At 36.9% G+C, this 17,373-nt stretch carries 15 protein-coding genes and 3 pseudogenes; 6 read left to right on the top strand and 12 right to left on the bottom strand.

What is annotated here, in order from left to right; genetic code table 11:
* The 3 genes from CWATDRAFT_RS37505 to CWATDRAFT_RS21050 form a co-directional block, all read right to left on the bottom strand.
* The coding region (locus CWATDRAFT_RS37505; RefSeq protein WP_198139010.1) for a GDP-mannose 4,6-dehydratase at positions 1-109 on the bottom strand (109 nt) is incomplete at its 3' end.
* 8 nt (positions 110-117) lie between these two features.
* Positions 118-1,053 (bottom strand): glycosyltransferase family 2 protein, encoded by a 936-nt coding sequence (locus CWATDRAFT_RS21045; protein WP_007306943.1) that lies wholly within the window; start codon positions 1,051-1,053, stop codon positions 118-120.
* A gap of 70 nt (positions 1,054-1,123) precedes the next feature.
* Positions 1,124-1,513, bottom strand: a complete 390-nt coding sequence (locus CWATDRAFT_RS21050) for a glycosyltransferase (protein ID WP_021834972.1) — start codon at positions 1,511-1,513, stop codon at positions 1,124-1,126.
* Positions 1,514-1,721: 208 nt separating this feature from the next.
* Here CWATDRAFT_RS21050 and CWATDRAFT_RS21055 point away from each other — a divergent pair.
* A protein-coding gene (locus tag CWATDRAFT_RS21055) for an IS5 family transposase (protein ID WP_085961760.1) occupies positions 1,722-2,544 on the top strand; the annotation gives its coding sequence in 2 pieces (ribosomal slippage) (positions 1,722-1,781 and positions 1,783-2,544; 822 coding nt in all).
* 211 nt (positions 2,545-2,755) lie between these two features.
* Here the strand turns inward: CWATDRAFT_RS21055 and CWATDRAFT_RS21060 are convergent.
* Positions 2,756-3,598 carry a glycosyltransferase gene (locus CWATDRAFT_RS21060; RefSeq protein WP_232287159.1) on the bottom strand — a complete coding sequence of 281 codons (843 nt, stop codon included), beginning with the start codon at positions 3,596-3,598 and terminating at the stop codon, positions 2,756-2,758.
* Between the two features lie 268 nt (positions 3,599-3,866).
* Between CWATDRAFT_RS21060 and CWATDRAFT_RS21065 the strand changes: the two are divergent.
* From CWATDRAFT_RS21065 to CWATDRAFT_RS21075, 3 genes and pseudogenes are all read left to right on the top strand, one after another.
* A pseudogene (locus CWATDRAFT_RS21065) lies at positions 3,867-5,539 on the top strand (metallophosphoesterase family protein).
* A gap of 300 nt (positions 5,540-5,839) precedes the next feature.
* Entirely contained in the window at positions 5,840-6,271 is a 432-nt protein-coding gene (locus CWATDRAFT_RS21070) for a hypothetical protein (protein ID WP_007306931.1), read from the top strand.
* A 41-nt stretch (positions 6,272-6,312) separates the two neighbouring features.
* Positions 6,313-7,083 (top strand): hypothetical protein, encoded by a 771-nt coding sequence (locus tag CWATDRAFT_RS21075; RefSeq protein ID WP_007306932.1) that lies wholly within the window; start codon positions 6,313-6,315, stop codon positions 7,081-7,083.
* 149 nt (positions 7,084-7,232) lie between these two features.
* Here CWATDRAFT_RS21075 and CWATDRAFT_RS21080 read toward each other — a convergent pair whose 3' ends face one another.
* The 6 genes and pseudogenes from CWATDRAFT_RS21080 to CWATDRAFT_RS21110 all read right to left on the bottom strand — a co-directional run bounded on the left by CWATDRAFT_RS21080 (position 7,233) and on the right by CWATDRAFT_RS21110 (position 13,320).
* Entirely contained in the window at positions 7,233-8,474 is a 1,242-nt protein-coding gene (locus CWATDRAFT_RS21080) for a BaiN/RdsA family NAD(P)/FAD-dependent oxidoreductase (RefSeq protein WP_007306940.1), read from the bottom strand.
* Between the two features lie 112 nt (positions 8,475-8,586).
* The gene (ndhM, locus tag CWATDRAFT_RS21085) at positions 8,587-8,946 is read right to left on the bottom strand and encodes an NAD(P)H-quinone oxidoreductase subunit M (RefSeq protein WP_007306939.1); all 360 of its coding nucleotides are present in this window, start codon (positions 8,944-8,946) and stop codon (positions 8,587-8,589) included.
* A gap of 124 nt (positions 8,947-9,070) precedes the next feature.
* A pseudogene (locus CWATDRAFT_RS21090) lies at positions 9,071-9,487 on the bottom strand (inorganic diphosphatase); the annotation flags it as partial.
* 86 nt (positions 9,488-9,573) lie between these two features.
* Complete coding sequence (locus CWATDRAFT_RS21095) at positions 9,574-11,085, bottom strand: reverse transcriptase domain-containing protein (protein WP_007306937.1); 1,512 nt, start codon at positions 11,083-11,085, stop codon at positions 9,574-9,576.
* Between the two features lie 548 nt (positions 11,086-11,633).
* A pseudogene (locus CWATDRAFT_RS34300) lies at positions 11,634-11,729 on the bottom strand (inorganic diphosphatase); the annotation flags it as partial.
* A gap of 805 nt (positions 11,730-12,534) precedes the next feature.
* Complete coding sequence (locus CWATDRAFT_RS21110; protein ID WP_007306936.1) at positions 12,535-13,320, bottom strand: SDR family NAD(P)-dependent oxidoreductase; 786 nt, start codon at positions 13,318-13,320, stop codon at positions 12,535-12,537.
* A gap of 104 nt (positions 13,321-13,424) precedes the next feature.
* Between CWATDRAFT_RS21110 and CWATDRAFT_RS21115 the strand changes: the two genes are divergently transcribed.
* The gene (locus CWATDRAFT_RS21115) at positions 13,425-14,612 is read left to right on the top strand and encodes an LptF/LptG family permease (protein ID WP_412093237.1); all 1,188 of its coding nucleotides are present in this window, start codon (positions 13,425-13,427) and stop codon (positions 14,610-14,612) included.
* Positions 14,613-14,736: 124 nt separating this feature from the next.
* Here CWATDRAFT_RS21115 and CWATDRAFT_RS21120 read toward each other — a convergent pair whose 3' ends face one another.
* Complete coding sequence (locus CWATDRAFT_RS21120) at positions 14,737-15,474, bottom strand: hypothetical protein (RefSeq protein ID WP_007306935.1); 738 nt, start codon at positions 15,472-15,474, stop codon at positions 14,737-14,739.
* Between the two features lie 115 nt (positions 15,475-15,589).
* On the opposite strand from CWATDRAFT_RS21120, the gene CWATDRAFT_RS34305 reads away from it, so the two are divergent.
* A protein-coding gene (locus tag CWATDRAFT_RS34305; RefSeq protein WP_085961761.1) for an IS5-like element ISCwa2 family transposase occupies positions 15,590-17,115 on the top strand; the annotation gives its coding sequence in 2 pieces (ribosomal slippage) (positions 15,590-15,974 and positions 15,974-17,115; 1,527 coding nt in all).
* A gap of 17 nt (positions 17,116-17,132) precedes the next feature.
* Here the strand turns inward: CWATDRAFT_RS34305 and CWATDRAFT_RS40205 are convergent.
* Positions 17,133-17,373: hypothetical protein (locus CWATDRAFT_RS40205; protein WP_232287160.1), on the bottom strand; the 241-nt coding region annotated here is incomplete at its 5' end.

Raw genomic sequence — 17,373 nt, forward strand, 5'->3', positions numbered from 1 at the left:
CATCCCGTGAGGTTCCAGAAACCACATAACCTTTATTGAGAAGAAATTGAGCAAGATAAGCCCCATCTTGTCCAGAAATACCACAAATTAAAGCTGTTTTTTGTCCCATTTTTTCTATTATTTTTTTGGAGATTGAGAAGGTTTGACGAGTAATTGTAGGGCTTCTTTTAAATAGCCAATTTGACCGTAAGCGTAAACTAAATTATCAAAGCTTTCTGCTGAATTACCAAGATATTTTAAGGATTTATATAACCCTCTTATTAATCTTTCCCCTCCCCTTCCTAGCTGCTTAATTCCAGTTCTTCCAGCAATTTCTTCTCGATAACACTCGCTTACCCCTTGCCACCAACTTCGACTCAAAAACCAACTACGCTGTAGCCTTTCTGGGGCAACATTATGGGCAACCAGTGCCTCGGGAAGATAGAAAACCTCCCATCCTTGATTTAAAGCCAATTCTGTCATAAATAACTCTTCATTGGAAAGTAGTTTTTTGCCTACTCTACCCAAATTAGCATCAAAACCACCAATTTTCTCTAAAAATGACCTTCGAAGTGAATAATTTAAACCTCTGGGGGTGAGTTGAGGGTTGGTAATGGAAATAACCTTGTCCCCCAAATCATAAGCCCCTAAAGCCCCTGCTAACCCTTCAGAAATCCATGTGGGAGGGGTGATTTTATCGGGCCAGATCAAAGTTACTTTGCCTCCTGCGATCGCTAATTTTTCCTTCTGCTCATAAGCATCAACTAAAACCCGTAACCATTGAGAAGAGGCGATCGCATCATCATCCAGATAGGCCAAAATCGGCGCGGTAGTTTCTTCTGCCCCACGATTACGGGCGACAGATAACCCTAGAATCGGCTCATAAACATATCTAACTTGAGATTTTGATAAAAATGGAGCTACAACCTCTTTTGTTTGGTCTGTGGAGCCATTATCCACGATTAGAACTTCATAATTAACACCCTCTTGAGCTAAGAGACTTTCAATGGCATCACCTAAATAGCGATCGCGGTTATGGGTACAGATGATGGCAGCAATTTGAGGATTGGACATAATCACTGGGGGACTGGGGGACTGGGGGACTGGGGGACTTGGGGACTGGGGGACTTGGGAGAAAATATTACTATTCTTGACTTTCTACTAGATACTTACTACAAGTATCTAGTAAAACTTGTTCATAGCGTTGAGTCATCTGTTCCCAAGCATATTCATTTTCTATTAAAGCGCGTCCATTATTGGATAATTTTTCTTGCAGTTTTTCATCTTGAAAGAGACGACCCACCGCATAAACATATTCGTCTACATCGTTGGCACGCATAGCTCCTAAAGGAGTCCCTGGACTATCAACGGATAATCCTTCTAAACCATAATCACTAGCGACTAGAGGGGTTCCCGTGGCCAATGCTTCGAGGGTTCGCATTTTTGTCCCTATGCTTTTGCGAATAGGAATGACGGATACAGTGGTGTTATGAAGATAATCGATAATAGACGGGACTTGTCCGGTGACATTCACCCCTGAGAGTTCGTTTAATTAGACCTCTTGCAAAAGTTTTTCGTGGTATAATAAAAGATTATTCATTTTTTGCATAGCCACCATTGGTAAAGCGATCGCACTCTCATAGTGGCGATCGCCTGAACCCCAAAAATCAATTAAGTTTTAAAACAAGAATCGTTGTATAATTATTAAAGATAACTATTCAGCTAAGAAAATTGATTTGATAATGAAATATTGGCAAGTTAAAAAGTTAAAAGAGACCGAATTCAAGCGTTTGACAGGAGTAAAAAAAAACTTTCAGAGTGATGGTTCGCACTGTCAAAGCTTATCTAAAAAGAAAAAAGAAACCCGGACGTAAACCAAAATTAATAGTTGAAGACCACATTCTCATAATGCTTGAGTATTTAAGAGAATATAGGACTTATTACCATATTAGTCTAACGTGGAAAATGTCCGAATCTAACCTTTGTTGCATTGTCCATAAAATCGAAAATATATTAATAAAATCTCGTCAATTTCGACTACCTGGAAAGAAAGAATTATGGAAAACGAATTATCAAGAGGAAATGGTAGTAATGGATGTCATGGAAAGTCAAATTGAAAGGCCGAAAAAACGACAAAAACAGTTTTATAGTGGAAAACAAAGAGAACATACTTTAAAAACACAAATAGTCATTCAACAGAAAACTGGTCAAATTGTATGCCTAGTCAACGGAAAAGGAAAAACTCATGATTTTAAACTATTTAAAAACAGTGGGGTCAAATTTGGGACATCAATAAAAGTTCTTGCTGATAAAGGCTATCAAGGAATAGGAAAAATTCATCAATTAAGTGAAACCCCCATCAAGAAAAAGAAAGGGAAGAAGTTAAGCCAAGAGGAGAAAAAATATAATCGGCAACTAAATCGATTAAGAATCACAGTCGAACATATAAATCGTCGCTTAAAAATCTTTAAAATCCTTTCTTATCCTTATCGAAATCGTGGTAAGAGATTTGGATTAAGAGCCAACTTAATAGCTGGACTTCATAACTACGATTTGGCTAATTAATTTGTAAAAAAAATCTATTTAATCTCTAGTGGGTTGAGCTTTTTATCATTAGCTTAACTGTTTTAAGCAGCCTATTTTTAATGATTTTGTGTAGAAGCGATCGCTCTTATCTCAATTATTCAAAAATTATCAGATATTTTGTACATCTGAACAAGTTAAATTGGCAAAAAAATAGCCTTTAATTATAGCATAAAATATTTTTGCAAGAGGTTTATTCTAAGACTTCTGGGACAGGACGACTTCCTACTATATCAAGGGTAGCGTCGGGATAGCGTTGACGAATTTTTGGGAAGACATCTAAGCTAAAAAACCGAGCAGCGTCAATATTCGCGGGTTTATCCATCGTTCCCACAAAAGTAATACGATGTCCTGATTGGTTGCTGGGACGTTTGGGAAAAACCGATAAGTTTAATCCATTGGGAATAAGGGTGATGGGGACTTCCAATTTTAAATTTTTGAGTATTTTTTGTTCCGTTTGATTCGCCACTATCACAGCAGCAAATTTATGACAATATTGTTTTTCATAACGGCGTAATATGGGCAAACTTAACTGCTCCCTAAATCCACTGTCATTAGCATTGGTTTCAATTTGATGCTTATAGATTCCATAAACGGAACGGTGAATATCGATAACCATGGGAATTTTTTGTTGCCATTCGGGTCTAACATAGATTTCGTTAGCACTTCCCTCGCATAATAAAAGATCAAATTTTTCAGATGCGATCGCCTTATCTACCCATTCTTGAATTGCTTGGGAATAGTTGGATCGAACACCGGGGGGTGTTCCTTGTTGGACAAAGACTCCTAGTTTTTTGGCGGTTTCTAGGAAACCTTTGTTATTCTCTGGATGGGTGATTTTAGGAAAGATACGACAATTATCAATCTGCGCTTGCAGTGCGTCAATATCCTCTTCTAAGACTTGTTCAGATTCTTGGGTTACTAGGGTAATGTCATAGTTTGTATTAAGATGTTTAAGAAAGGAGAAGGTTCTCACCTGGGCTTTTCCCTGTATTGGTGGATAAGGAAAAAGGGATGAAATTACAAGAATCTTCATGGGTAGATTCATTAGTTATCTAGTTTAGTCTAGCAAGCTTTTCTGTATCTGTAACCTATTTTGCCTAGATCCTGTTAATTTTTTTAGGTAACGGGGTATAGACAACACAGAGAAGTAACTTTTTTTGGGAGTGGTATCACAAATAATTTCTAATTGCTATAGCTGTTTAAGATTTAGTTTAATAATTCTAATGTTTCTAAGAATCTTCAATTTTTTGAAAGTTATTCCTATTCTATTATTCTTTCTTACTTTTTTCTTGGTTATACAAATGTCTTCTACTCATTCTAATTCGTCTTATTCTTTACTAAGTGACCCTTTTTTACAGTTTCCTACAACCTCATCGGTTAAAGTTGTTTGGTTTACTGAATTTTCGGGAATCGATCATAAAATTCTTTATGGACAAAATTTAGACAAAGTAGTAAAAGCTAACACCACTCAATTAAGTTGTACTAGAGAAGATCAAGATTCAAAAGTTACAGAGGATTATTCTCAGACAACTAAACGAAATATCTGGCGACATGAAGGGGAAGTTACCGGATTAAATCAAGGAGAAAAAATACCTTATAAGGTCATTAGTTTTGTTAAAAATCAGCAAATTGAAAGTCAAACTTTTTCTTTAAGTCCTTCTCCGAAAGAAAAAAAGCCTTTAAAAATACTATTAACTTCTGATCATCAGTTAAAGCCTATGGTGGCAGCAAATTTACAAAAAGTTGTTGAAACAATAGGTAAAATTGATGCTGTTTTTTTTTTGCTGGTGACTTAGTTAATATTCCCGATCGCGCCTCGGAATGGTTCGATGATAAAAGGGGTAGGGCATTTTTTCCCTGTCTTCAAGGCTTGGCTAATTATACTATAGAAGATACAATTTATCGAGGTGGTCAATTGATTCAATTTGCCCCTTTATTTCCTACAATTGGTAATCATGAAGTGATGGGAAGATGGTCACAAAATACAGGTTTAAACAGACAATTTGTTGATGCTATCCCTAGAAATGTGGCTAAAAATATTTATGCAGAAAAAACTGATATTATTAATACTAATCGAGATCCTAATATTGAAAGTGACTGGATAAAAGACAATTCTTTTAATACCGACACCTACGAAGAAATTTTTTCTTTTCCTCAAACAGAATCAAATAATAGTCATTATTATGCTGTAACTTTTGGGGATATTCGTCTAGTAGTTTTGCAAGTGACTAATATCTGGCGTTCTCCTAATTTGAGTAACAATGTTCGAGGAAGATATCAAGAATCAGAAAAAGATTTAGAGCAACCTGAAAAATGGGGTTATGGACAACATATTTTTCAAACAATTGAAAAGGGAAGTGAACAGTATCAATGGTTAGAAAAAGAACTAAAAAGTCAAGCTTTTAAACAAGCAAAATACAAAATTGTCATGTTTCATCATCCCGTACATACTTTAGGCGGAAATATTGTTCCACCTTATACCGATCCCATCCAAAATACTACCTACGATAGTGATGGCAATGTAACAGAAATTAGTTATCACTATCCTAAAGAAGATGATTATATTATTCGGGATATAATGCCACTTTTAGAAACAGCAAAAGTTAACTTAGTTTTTTATGGTCATTCCCATCTTTGGAATCGTTTTTTAAGTAAAGATGGTATTAATTTTCTAGAATCTTCTAATGTTGGTAATAGTTATGGCGCACATTTAGGCAATAATAAAAGACCTATCCCTCCTGATTATTCTCAGTCCAACTATGTTGAAATAGGTAATCCTAATGGACTTAAAGCAATTATTCCTAATTTAGCACCCTTAACAGATGAAAATAATAATCCTCTACCTTATATTGCTAGTAATTATATCACAGTTTTCAGTATTTTAGACACAGAAAAAGGAATAGTAAGCAGTTATTACTTTGATACTCGTCAACCCAATTCTAGTGTTATTAAATTTGATGAATTTACAATTTAATGGTATTTTCAGAGGAATAATTAGTTTATTCATTGATCCCCAATAGTTAAATGATTGAATTAGGGCATTTGCTAAGAGTACATCTTTTGATATACTAAAGATATTATCGGATTTATAACAACTATGACCTAATCTGTGAGTGAATTATATCCTTTATAAGAACAATTCACAAGCTTCTCTTACGAATAACATTTTTGTATCAGTATTACTACTCAAAACTTCTTAAAGGAAGTTTCTAATCAATTAATTCAATTTTTGGTTTTTTACTTTAAAACTATTAAACATCAGTAGAAGTTAATTATGAACCGTTTTTTTTACGAAAAATCCAGTAGTTACCAAGGATATTTAATTATTCCTTTTCTTTTAGCAAAACTTAGTGGTGAGTTTATTTATTCTTATTCTTTATTATCGTCACAAGGTTATGATGATGAGTTTCATAAAGCAAAAAATCCAGCAGGAATTTGCTCTACTACATTAACTGGGATGATAGAAATTGCTCAAGAACATCTTAACCAATACAGTGTTAATTTAAAAGAAGATGATTATTTTGAGCAACGTTATACTTATCAAGGTACATTAATCATTATTCATAGACAAGGAAAAAGATGTTCTTATGAGCATTATCCTTCCCATGAATTAAGAAATATTGCTGCACCAACTTTGTTTCTCAATCCTGATAGTTGTATTGACTGGATTAAAAAAAGATTGGCTCGTGGTCAAGTTCAATTTTAAAGCTTGGAAGGCTGTGTTAGTATTTGTATGTTAAGGATTTTGTGTACAAAGAAAAAAAAGCTAAGTTTCGTTTAAAATCAGTGGTAAAAATCTTGGTAATTATCTCTTTATTTTTATTGACAATTACCCAATCTTCTGCATTAGACAAAGACTTAGAAGAATCTTTACCTCCTCTACAAACCCATCCTTTACCCACTCCATTAAACCAATGGCAAGATCAACCCTATTCTGGGGACTATTTTGACCAAATTGAACCCAGTGTAGCAGGTTATCTATTATGGTCGGAATTTCCTATAAAAATCTACTTTGATCGTCCCGATAACCCTAGTGATACTGCTGCGACAACTCGTCGTTTCAATCAATGGGTTAGTGCAGTTGAAACGTCTATTAGTGAATGGAACAGTTATTTACCCATGACAGAAGTAGACAGAGCCGAATTAGCCGATATTATCATAGAAAGGAATGATCCTCCTATAGATGTACAAGTAGACCCAGAAACAGGACAATTAGATATTCCTCGCGCTAGAACTGCTCAAGCTCGCTATGAGTTTTATATCGAAAACAATCAGCTTTTACATAAGATGGTTATACAAATTAGTCCTCGTTTAAGTCAAGTTGCCACTCTATCTGCTGCACGTCATGAGTTAGGTCACGGTTTAGGAATTTGGGGTCATAGTTTACAAGAAAATGATGTCCTTTATTTTTCACAAGTTAGTTCATCGATTCCTATTTCTTCTAGAGATATTAACACTTTGAAAAAAATTTATGAGCAACCAACTCGTTTAGGATGGTCTTTCCCAGGGGATAATTGATTTTAACAATGTACTAAGGGTATTATAGCGTTTCTCGGACTCAATATGTACACCTCATATCGAGCCTCCGAACTCCGAACTCCGAACTCCGAACTCCGAACTCCTAAAACTAGAAAACTCTGTACCTCACAAGTATGAGAAGTGCTATATTAGGATTTGCTAAGAGCTAATCCGGCTAACCATCCGGTAGTCCAAGCACTTTGAAAATTAAACCCCCCGGTTACTCCATCAATGTCTAAAACCTCTCCAGCGAAGTATAAATGCTGACAAACTTTGCTTTCCATTGTCGAAAAATTAACTTCTTTCAATTTTACTCCTCCACAGGTCACAAACTCATCTTTAAAAACTCCTTTACCGAGAATTTTATACTCTCCTTGAGTTAATTCTTTAGCCAGTTTAATCAGTTCATTTTTAGACAGTTCAGACCATTTTTTTTGAGAGTCAACAGCAATAAAGTTTAGTAATCTTTGCCACATTCTTTTTGGTAAGGGGAAAGGGCAAAAAGAAGAAATTTGTTGACGAGATTGGCGATATTGAGACTGAATTTCTATTAATTTTTCCTTAACTTGTTGAGGGTTATCAGGGAAAAGCCAATTAATTGATAGTAACATTTGATAATTGTTTTCCGCCAATATTTTTGCTCCAAATGCGGATAATTTGAGGACTCCAAAACCACTAATACCCCAATGGGTAATTAAAAGAGATCCTGATTGTTGTGCCGTTTTATTTTTACCTTTTCCAGATAATTTTAAGCCTACGGAATCGACGGAGATACCTTCTAGTCCTTGAAAACGTGAATCTTTGATCTTAAAAGTAAATAAAGAAGGAAGAGGCGTGATAATTTCATGGCTTAGAGATTTGGCTAATTGATAGCCCCTAGCACTACTTCCTGTTGCTAGTAAAATCCTGTCACCTCTTAAGCTTTCTCCGTGTTTTAATCTAACTTTAAACTGGTTTTCCTGTAACTTTAAAGCGACTACTTCCGACTTTAATTTTATATCAATCTTAGCATTTTCGGCTGCTTTGATTAGACAATTAACAATAGTTTGGGAGCTATCAGTTACAGGAAAAACACGACCATCGGCTTCTGTTTTTAACCTTACACCTCTTTTCTCAAACCAATTTATTATGTCTTGAGGTTGAAAGCGAGTAAATGCTCCTCGCAGTTCCCTACCACCACGAGGATAATAAGTTACTAATTCTGCTGGATCAAAGCAATGATGAGTTACATTGCAACGTCCCCCACCAGAAATACGAACTTTTCCTAAAACTTTAGCACTTCCTTCAATTATTGTCACACGGGTTAGAGGATTATTTTCAGCGCAAACAATCCCTGCAAAAAAGCCAGCCGCACCTCCTCCAATAATAATAATATCCAATGAATTGCTCAATGTTGAATAACCTTTTGCTTAAACCTAAAACTTCTGGTCTGAAGATAACATAATTTAAGGATACAGTTAAAGAGGAAGATATTAGAAATGATCTCAAAAGAAGATTTCAAGGCTATAGATTATAAGCTCCTTCAGTTTCTGGACTTTCCACTTTAGGTAGTCCCATACTGTAGTTAAGGACACGACTTTTGAGGTTGTAACTAATTTCACCTTTTTGAAGAAGACTGCGGATAAAATGTTCTAAGTCTGAACCGATGCGACGTAAATTATAATCGCTTAATTCTTCGCCACTGGCAGACTCTACTAACTCATCAAATTTACGATAGACTTTTTGTAAAGCATCTTCCTCCCAGTTGAATTCGTTATCGGGATCAACATCTAAAGTGAGCATATTATCACTTTCTACTAATTCATTTTTGTGAACTTCGGCTGTATAGATACGGATATGACGAGTTGTAGATTTGACAAACATAGTAGATAAATAAAAAAAGAGACTTATATTTAGATGGTAATGCTTTCTGCTTTAAACAGCAATTAAACTTGATCGAGATTAGGAGAAGGGGATAAAGACTTAAACCTTCATCCCCATGGAGTGATTATTTACTTCCGGCTTTGACGCATTCTTCAACCAAAGGCATTACAGCATCAACATCTTTCCAGCCTAAAATTTCTGTGACTTTTTTCTCCAGATTTTTGTAGGTACGGAAAAATTCCGCAATTTCTTCTAAACGGTGAGGAGCAATGTCTTTGATAGATTTTACTTCGCTAAAGCGTGGATCTTCATCAGGGACACAAAGAACTTTTTCATCGCGATCTCCACCATCGATCATTTCTAACATACCAATAGGACGGGCTGCAATGACACAACCCGGGAAAGTAGGTTGATCAATGATCACCATGCCATCCAAAGGATCACCGTCATCCGCTAAGGTATTAGGAACAAACCCATAGTCGTAAGGATATTGTACCGAGGCAAACAAAACGCGATCGAGAGCAAAGGCTTTCATATCCTTGGTTTGAGTCGAGGGGAGCTATTAAACTCCGCCCCTCTCAGTTAGATCTGGACGTGCGACTTTCACCGCATCCGGCTCCCGATAATCTAGACTTTTCCAGTCTTACCCATGTGGATGTAATCGTGACAACTTTGATGGACTGCCAAAAGGTTTTGGGTTCTCCAGTTATCATGATTCCCATCAATGTGATGGAATTGGACTTTTTCATCAGATATGAATTTAAGTCCACAGTGTCCGCATGATTGGTTCTGTCTTCTTAGACATCTAGAGGTGAAATCAGTGTAGAGTTTGCTGTTACGCTTGCTCCAATATACTGTATCTCCGTCGTAGGGGGATTTATTTCCTTTGACGCTGACGAATCGATTTTCTGCGTATGGAACTGATGGGAATGCTTTTAAAAGTAATTCCCTAGTTTTGTAGCGGTCAAGTTTCTTTTCCTTATTGAATTTCTTGAAGGCTCTATAAGCCGTTCTCCATAAGGAAAATCTGGAGCCACTCATTTTGCAGTATCTATGATAATTTCGCCATCCTCTGACTAGAGGTGCAATTTTTTCTGCTTTTACTCTAGCCCCAATATTCGAGTTATTAACGATTTTTTTGACTTTATTGATAAAAGTTTTATAGTTATCCTCTGATGGAACACATCTAAACTTTCCGTTTTGTTGGACTTTAAAATGCCAGCCCAGGAAGTCAAATCCATCTGTCGAGTGTACTAGCTTTGTTTTGCTTGACTTTATTTTTAGTCCTCGTTCGGCTAGAAACTGTTCAACCCTTAAAAGTATCAACTCAGCGTTATCTTTTGGCTTTAAAATGAAAACCATATCATCCGCATAACGGATGCTATTGTGGAGGTCTTCTATTCCATCTAACGCTATGTTTGCTAATAGAGGGCTGACCACTCCCCCTTGGGGGGTTCGGAGTTCTGGAAATTCAGGGCCGACTCCTGCCTTTAGACATTTCCAAAGGCCAAGTTTAATAGCTTGTGGTGCTATGACCCGTTCCATTATTGATGTGTGGTCAATCCTGTCGAAACACTTTTCTATATCTAGCTCTAGTATTCTCTTATTAATCCCATTAGCGTGTGAGCTTAGGTTATTGAAGAGAATTTTTTGCGCATCGTGCGTTGAGCGTCCGGGTCTGAACCCATAGCTTTTGGCGTGGAAAAGTGCCTCATGTGCTGGTTCTATGGCGTATTTAACAAGGCATTGCCATGCTCTGTCTGCCATAGTGGGAACCTTCAGCATTCTGGTTGTTCCATCCTTTTTAGGGATGGGAACTGCTCTTAGCTTTGAATGATTCCATTTGTTAGCTGTGAGTAACCTTTTTGCTAAGGCGAACCTTTGTTTGAAGTTCAGGGATTTTTGCCCATCCACTCCTGCGGTTCTTTTTCCAGCGTTTAGCTGTGTAACTTGTCGGACTGCCAGTAATCTTGCTGCTGAGGATTTCAGAATTAGCTTTTGCAGGTTCTTTGCTCGTACCCTGTCATTCTCTCGAATGGCTTTGAACAGTCTTGTTTGTAATCGGAAAAGATTCCTTTGGAGTTTCTTCCAAGGGAGCTTTTGCCAAAGTTCACTGAAGTTGATTTCGTGTCTAACCATGATTTACGTACTTGACCATTTTCTGATTACCTCAAGGCAGTTACGCCTTGTCCTACCCGAAATAAAGGGGTTCGGTGTCTCGTCTCACTTACCTGGGTTTTCGACCTTTCCCAAGACCTTTATTCCGTTTTTATTCGTTCCGACGGTGCGATTTCTTGCCATCTTTAGAGCGAACCACTTTGCCCATTTGCCTCTCGAGGGTTACAGTTATCATTCGAATAATACTGTGAGAGTAGCAAATCAACTCGGTCATTTGGATTCAGATTGACCGGTCATACGTAGGACACTTTTATAGGTTCTGTTTACTCATGGATGACTACCATAACGCCAGTGTGGTCTATCTGCTTTGACCTCTGATTGCGTCCTTTTGCCAGCTTCAGCCTCCAGAATTCCGAGTCTGGTCACTGTGGCAAGGTTTAGAGTCACCTGTCCTCTCAGGGGTGAGAATTTAACTCACATCGGCTCCGTCAGTTATGTAGTTAAGAATTGTTACGAAGAACCTCTTAACTATCACCTCAGCTTATGAATTAGGCTGAGAACGAACCGCACTCATACTCGTATTTATTCTTGCTTCCTGCCGGAATTTCGATTAAAACATTGATTAGACCAGGTTTTGGTTGAGCCGGAATGAGTGATAAGTCCACGATTTTCTCCGAATGCTTACTAATTACTTTGATTGAGGAAGATAGTGAGATTATGGCTTGAGAACGTTAATATTATTCTTTCTTGAGTCCATAATTTTCCCTTCGGTGCTTATTTTACAACGAATTTACCCCAAGATTGATATGAATCACATGATCACTGTGATCAAAACCATTGAGGGTAAAGGAGAAACCGAAGATAATAAATACAGGATTCAAAAAGCGGGTGCATACAACAGCACAGGGTTATTTATTGTTTTTAACAGTGAATGGCCCCCTTTTTTTGTCTATTTTCTAGATTGATATGAATCACATGATCACTGTGATCAAAACCATTGAGGGTAAAGGAGAAACCGAAGATAATAAATACAGGATTCAAAAAGCGGGTGCATACAACAGCACAGGGTTATTTATTGTTTTTGACAGTGAATGGCCCCCTTTTTTTGTCTATTTTCTAGATTGATATGAATCACATGATCACTGTGATCAAAACCATTGAGGATAAAGGAGAAACCGAAGATAATAAATACAGGATTCAAAAAGCGGGTGCATACAACAGCAAGCGGTTATTTATTGTTTTTGACAGTGAATGACCTCTTTTTTTTGTCTATTTTCTAGATTGATATGAATCACATCATTACTGTGAGTAATAACATTGAGGGTAAAGGAGAAACCGAAGATAATAAATACAGGATTCAAAAAGCGGGTGCATACAAAAATAGAGGGTTATTGCCTATTGATCACGGCGAATAACCCTTTTTTTATGGTGTAGAGATCAATAACTGTTGACCTCCATATAATTTAAAAGTTAGGCTCTAAATACTTTTTCTACGGCCTGGAGTAAGAATTCTCTAGGAAAGAAGCGAGAACTATTAACTATTAGTTTATTAGTGATGCTTCCTGTTACCACATTAGCTTGATTTTTTTCTAAAGCGTTCAGTCCATCTTTAACCACAGTTTTCGCTGATGTCAAACTGCCATTATTTTTATTTTCAAAACTCTGAGGAAAGTCAGCAACTTCAAAGAAATTTGATTCCGTTGGACCGGGACATAAGGCTAAACAATTGATCCCTTTATCCTTATTTTCTGCCCATAATGATTCTGTGAAACTGAGAACAAAGGCTTTTGTGGCTGCGTAAGTAGATAGATAGGGTAAAGCTTGGAAACCTGCAATAGACGCTACATTGATGATACTGCCTTGTCTGTGTGTTTGCATCTGGGATAAGAATAAATGGGTTAATTCCACCAAGACAGTCACATTGAGTTGAATCATCTCTAACTGTTTCGATAATTCTCGTTCAGCAAACGGACCATAATCCGCAAAACCGGCATTATTAATTAAACCATCCACTGTTAACCCCTTGTCTTGAACCTGCTTATATACCTTTTGTGCTGCCTGGGGTTCGGTTAAATCTTGTACAATGACTTCAACATCGATAGATGTTCTTTCTTGTAGTTGTTTAGCTAATTGATCTAGCTTATCCTGGGAGCGAGCAACTAAAATGAGGTTACTACCACGAGCAGCTAATTCTTCGGCAAATGCTTTGCCAATACCCGAAGATGCGCCGGTAATTAGAGCGGTTTTCATCACCATTATGATTACAATCTAAGAGGAGTTAGTATTGTTACGAATTGTAACGCAAACGAACCCAAAAAATTTATTTGTTAATAACCATTAAGACAATGCCCCTAAAACCCATGCCCATGAAAGTTATTAGAGATTTAGGTTGCTTTGTGCGATCGCTGTGGGGTAGTTGGTCTTTATCCTTGATGGATCGCTATATTGCCACACAATTGATTAATCCGTTGCTGTTTTCTGTGGGTTTGGTGTCTGTGTTGGGGGTAGCGATCGGTTATTTATCAGATTTAGCGGATAAAGTGGTGGATTCTAATTTGCCTTTAATACAAGCTTCAGAAATTTTGTTGTTAAAGGTGCCAGAGTTTACGGCTTATGCTTTGCCTATTTCTGTGATGTTAAGTACCTTATTAACCTACGGAAGGTTAAGTAGTGATAGTGAATTAATTGCTTTTCGGGGATGTGGGGTAAGTCTTTATCGTTTGATAATTCCTGCTGTGGTGATGAGTTTGCTGGTGACGGGGGTAACGTTTTTGGTAAGTGAGTTAGTGGTTCCGGCGGCCAATTATCGGGCTACGGGGATTTTAGTGGAGTATTTACAGGAAGAACATCCTTATTGGCAAAACAAAGATATTTTTTATCCTGATTATGAACAGGTTGTTTTACCCAATGGAGAGAAAGAAAAACAATTAAAACATCTATTTTTTGCTGAAAAGTTTGATGGGCAAAACTTGAAAAATTTAACGGTTTTAGAGTGGTTAGAAAACCGATTAAATCGTATTGTAGTATCAGATTCAGCGACGTGGAATGGACAGGAAGAAACCTGGGATTTTTTCAACGGAACCCTTTATAAATTAGCCCCAGATGCTTCTTATAAAGAAGCTGATCCCTTTGAACATCGACAGTTACCTTTAAGCAAAGCTGCCTTTGAATTTGCTTTACAGGGACGAGATCCCTATGAAATGAATATTATTCAGGCCAGCCAGTATATGAGGATTTTAAAGATGATGGGGGATGATAAAAAATTACGGACGTTTCAGGTAAGAATTCAACAAAAATTAGCTTTTCCTTTTATTTGTGTGGTTTTTGGGGTGATTGGTTCATCCTTGGGATCGACCCCTCAAAACATGAGTCGGGCGACGGGTTTTGGCTTAAGTGTGGTGATTATTTTTGCTTATTATTTATTAGGTTTTTTGATTGGCAGTTTAGGACTAATGGGTTTAATTTCTCCTGTGTTGGCAGGTTGGTTACCAAATATTTTGGGCTTAGTTATGGGAGGTTACTTACTGTATCGTTTTGCTGAATCTTAGAAAACTTTATAAGGTGTACATTATCCACCTCACACAATAAAAAAGAACCGAGAAAATCAGTTTTTCTCGGTTCTGTGTCTAGATTCAATTAATTAAGTTTTGAATCTTCAAATTTATTGGAGTTCTAAACAACGGTGGTTTCAGGGTTAATATAACCACTGATATCACTGGAGAAAAGATAACCATCACCGACTTCTACAGTAGCGACATTTTCGTAAATGCCATCACTCTTGCTGCTTAACTCGATGTAATCAAAACGAGCAAATTCGTAACCATCTTCATACCCTTTGAGGGTAAGAACGTCACCGGTTTCGATGGTGAGATGTTCGGCTGCTGTGCGAGTTGTGGCAGTATGAGCATTAGGAAGATGAGACCCTAAATGTTCATCAAAAATCCAGTGATCGATGGTGTGTCCATTGACTTTAAATTCACCCTCAGCATGACCATCGTTTTCCTCAAAGTAACCAATAAGAACATCATATTCACCGGTTTCTCCATGAAAACTAATAGAAGCATGTCCCTGATGACCGTTAATTCTGATTAACTCATCAGCAGAAGCATCATTGTTATGTTCAACGCTGTAGTTGTATAAGTGGAATTCTTCAGCTTCTAGGCGAATGGTCTCAGAAGTGGATAAATCTTCAACCGTCAAGTTTTTGGCATACTTCCAAGTTTCACCAGCATCTAAGACGTTATTCCCGTTAACATCCCCAACATTAAATTCACCATCCAGCACTTGATCAGGATTAAAGTCATCGTCCGTATCATCAGGGGTTCCATTATCATCGGTAACGATTACCTCATCAGCATCAAAGGGTACATTCCCTGTGTTGCTTACATGGGGTTTGCTGAATAAAAGCAAAACCCTATTCTTTAAAAGGTTACACCCATATTCGCGATCGCAAAAAAGATCAGCTTTGTCGGCTACAAACCGCTATAATTGGTAGAAACACCTCCCAGTTGTTGGTCAAGAACAAATGTATCGAAAAGAGGAGCAACCTTTACCGCCCCCAGAAAAATTTGAATTACCTTTCGAGGGCAAATTGTCCCCCAATAATCGTTGGGTAATCATGGCAGAGTTGATACCTTGGGATGATTTTGAGGAAGAATATGCTAAACTTTTTTCAGCAGAAAAAGGTGCGCCAGCCAAACTATTTAGAATGGCATTAGGGACATTAATTATTAAGGAAAAATTAGGAACAAGTGATAGAGAAACTATAGAACAGATTAGAGAAAATCCCTATCTACAATACTTTATAGGTTTAAATTGTTATCAACAAGAGCCACCACTGGAATCTTCAATGCTAGTTCATTTTAGGAAAAGAATTGATGGAGAATTGATAAACAAAATCAATAAAAAATAGTAAAAAGAGAAATAGACAAGAGTGATAAAGAAGTAAAAAAAAAGGATTGTCTCCAAGAAAAAGGAGAAAAAATAAAAAATAAAGGTAAACTAATTTTAGATGCGACTTGTGCGCCAGCAGACATCAAATACCCAACGGATTTAGGCATATTAAATCAAGCCAGAATTGAGACAGAAAGAATAATAGATAATCTTTATAAACCATTAAGAGTAAAATTGAGAAAAAAGCCGAGAACTTCTAGAAAAATTGCTAGAAAGGAATACTTAAAAGTAGCTAAAAAACGAAAAGTATCTTATCAAGAAAGAAGAAAAGCTATCGGGAAACAGTTAAAATACCTTAAGAAAAATTTAGGAAATATAGAAGACTTAATTCAAGCTGGGGCTTCCCTGGAAAATCTGAGTAAAAGACAGAAAAATTGTCTAGAGACTATCAAAAAAGTTTATGAACAACAACAGTCAATGTGGGAGAATAAGACCCAGAGTGTTTCTCAAAGAATTGTAAGTTTAACTCAACCGCATATTCGTCCAATAGTGAGGGGAAAAGCAGGAAAACCAATAGAGTTTGGAGCTAAACTCTCAGTAAGCTGTGTAGATAACTATGTGTTTCTAGACAAAATAAGTTGGGAAAACTTCAATGAATCTTGTCATTTAAAAGAACAAGTAGAAAAGTATAAAGAAACGTTTGGCTATTATCCCGAATCCGTCCATGTAGATAAAATTTATCGAACTAGGGAAAACAGAAATTGGTGTAAGGAAAGAGGGATAAGAATCAGTGGTCCGAAGTTAGGAAGACCTCCGAAAAATGTCAGTGAAGAAGAAAAGAAACAAGCCCACTCCGATGAATGCTTCCGTAATGCTATTGAGGGAAAGTTTGGACAAGCTAAACGAAGATTTAGCCTAAATCTCGTGATGACAAAACTCCCTGAAACCTCCATTACATCTATTGCTATTACATTTTTAGTTGTCAATCTTTCTAAACTTCTGAGGCAGTTTTTGTCGCTTTTTTTGTCCTTATTTACTAATAATAGAACAGGAGAACTCATCAAACCGCCTTTCATTAATTTTGATTATACTTTAAACAATTTTTATGTACTAAAACTTATTGATTTGTCAGAAAATTCTTGGTCAAAAGTGGCATAAATTTTGGAGAAACTTTTTCAGCAAACCCTAATTAACTCATGACCTGAAGCGAAATCGTTATATTCGATTTCGTAGCCGTTTAATTCGTAGAAGTCTTCTGCTTCAATGTGTATTGTCTCGGAAGTTAACAACTCTTGAACAGTGTCAGTTGCAGAATACTTCCAGGTTTCACCAACGTCTAAGAAGTTATTTTGGTTAACATCTCCAACGTTAAATCCTCCATCAAGGACTGTTCGGGTGAAGTGATCCCCGTCCACT

It is taken from the genome of Crocosphaera watsonii WH 8501 (assembly GCF_000167195.1).
In the GTDB taxonomy this organism is placed as follows: domain Bacteria; phylum Cyanobacteriota; class Cyanobacteriia; order Cyanobacteriales; family Microcystaceae; genus Crocosphaera; species Crocosphaera watsonii.

Bases quoted from the DNA above. Each gene is read 5' to 3' on its own strand.
- ndhM (WP_007306939.1), bottom strand. From the start codon at position 8,946: ATGTTTGTCAAATCTACAACTCGTCATATCCGTATCTATACAGCCGAA.
- CWATDRAFT_RS21045 (WP_007306943.1), bottom strand. From the start codon at position 1,053: ATGTCCAATCCTCAAATTGCTGCCATCATCTGTACCCATAACCGCGAT.
- CWATDRAFT_RS21095 (WP_007306937.1), bottom strand. From the start codon at position 11,085: ATGGTTAGACACGAAATCAACTTCAGTGAACTTTGGCAAAAGCTCCCT.
- CWATDRAFT_RS21070 (WP_007306931.1), top strand. From the start codon at position 5,840: ATGAACCGTTTTTTTTACGAAAAATCCAGTAGTTACCAAGGATATTTA.
- CWATDRAFT_RS21060 (WP_232287159.1), bottom strand. From the start codon at position 3,598: ATGAAGATTCTTGTAATTTCATCCCTTTTTCCTTATCCACCAATACAG.
- CWATDRAFT_RS21115 (WP_412093237.1), top strand. From the start codon at position 13,425: ATGCCCATGAAAGTTATTAGAGATTTAGGTTGCTTTGTGCGATCGCTG.
- CWATDRAFT_RS21110 (WP_007306936.1), bottom strand. From the start codon at position 13,320: ATGGTGATGAAAACCGCTCTAATTACCGGCGCATCTTCGGGTATTGGC.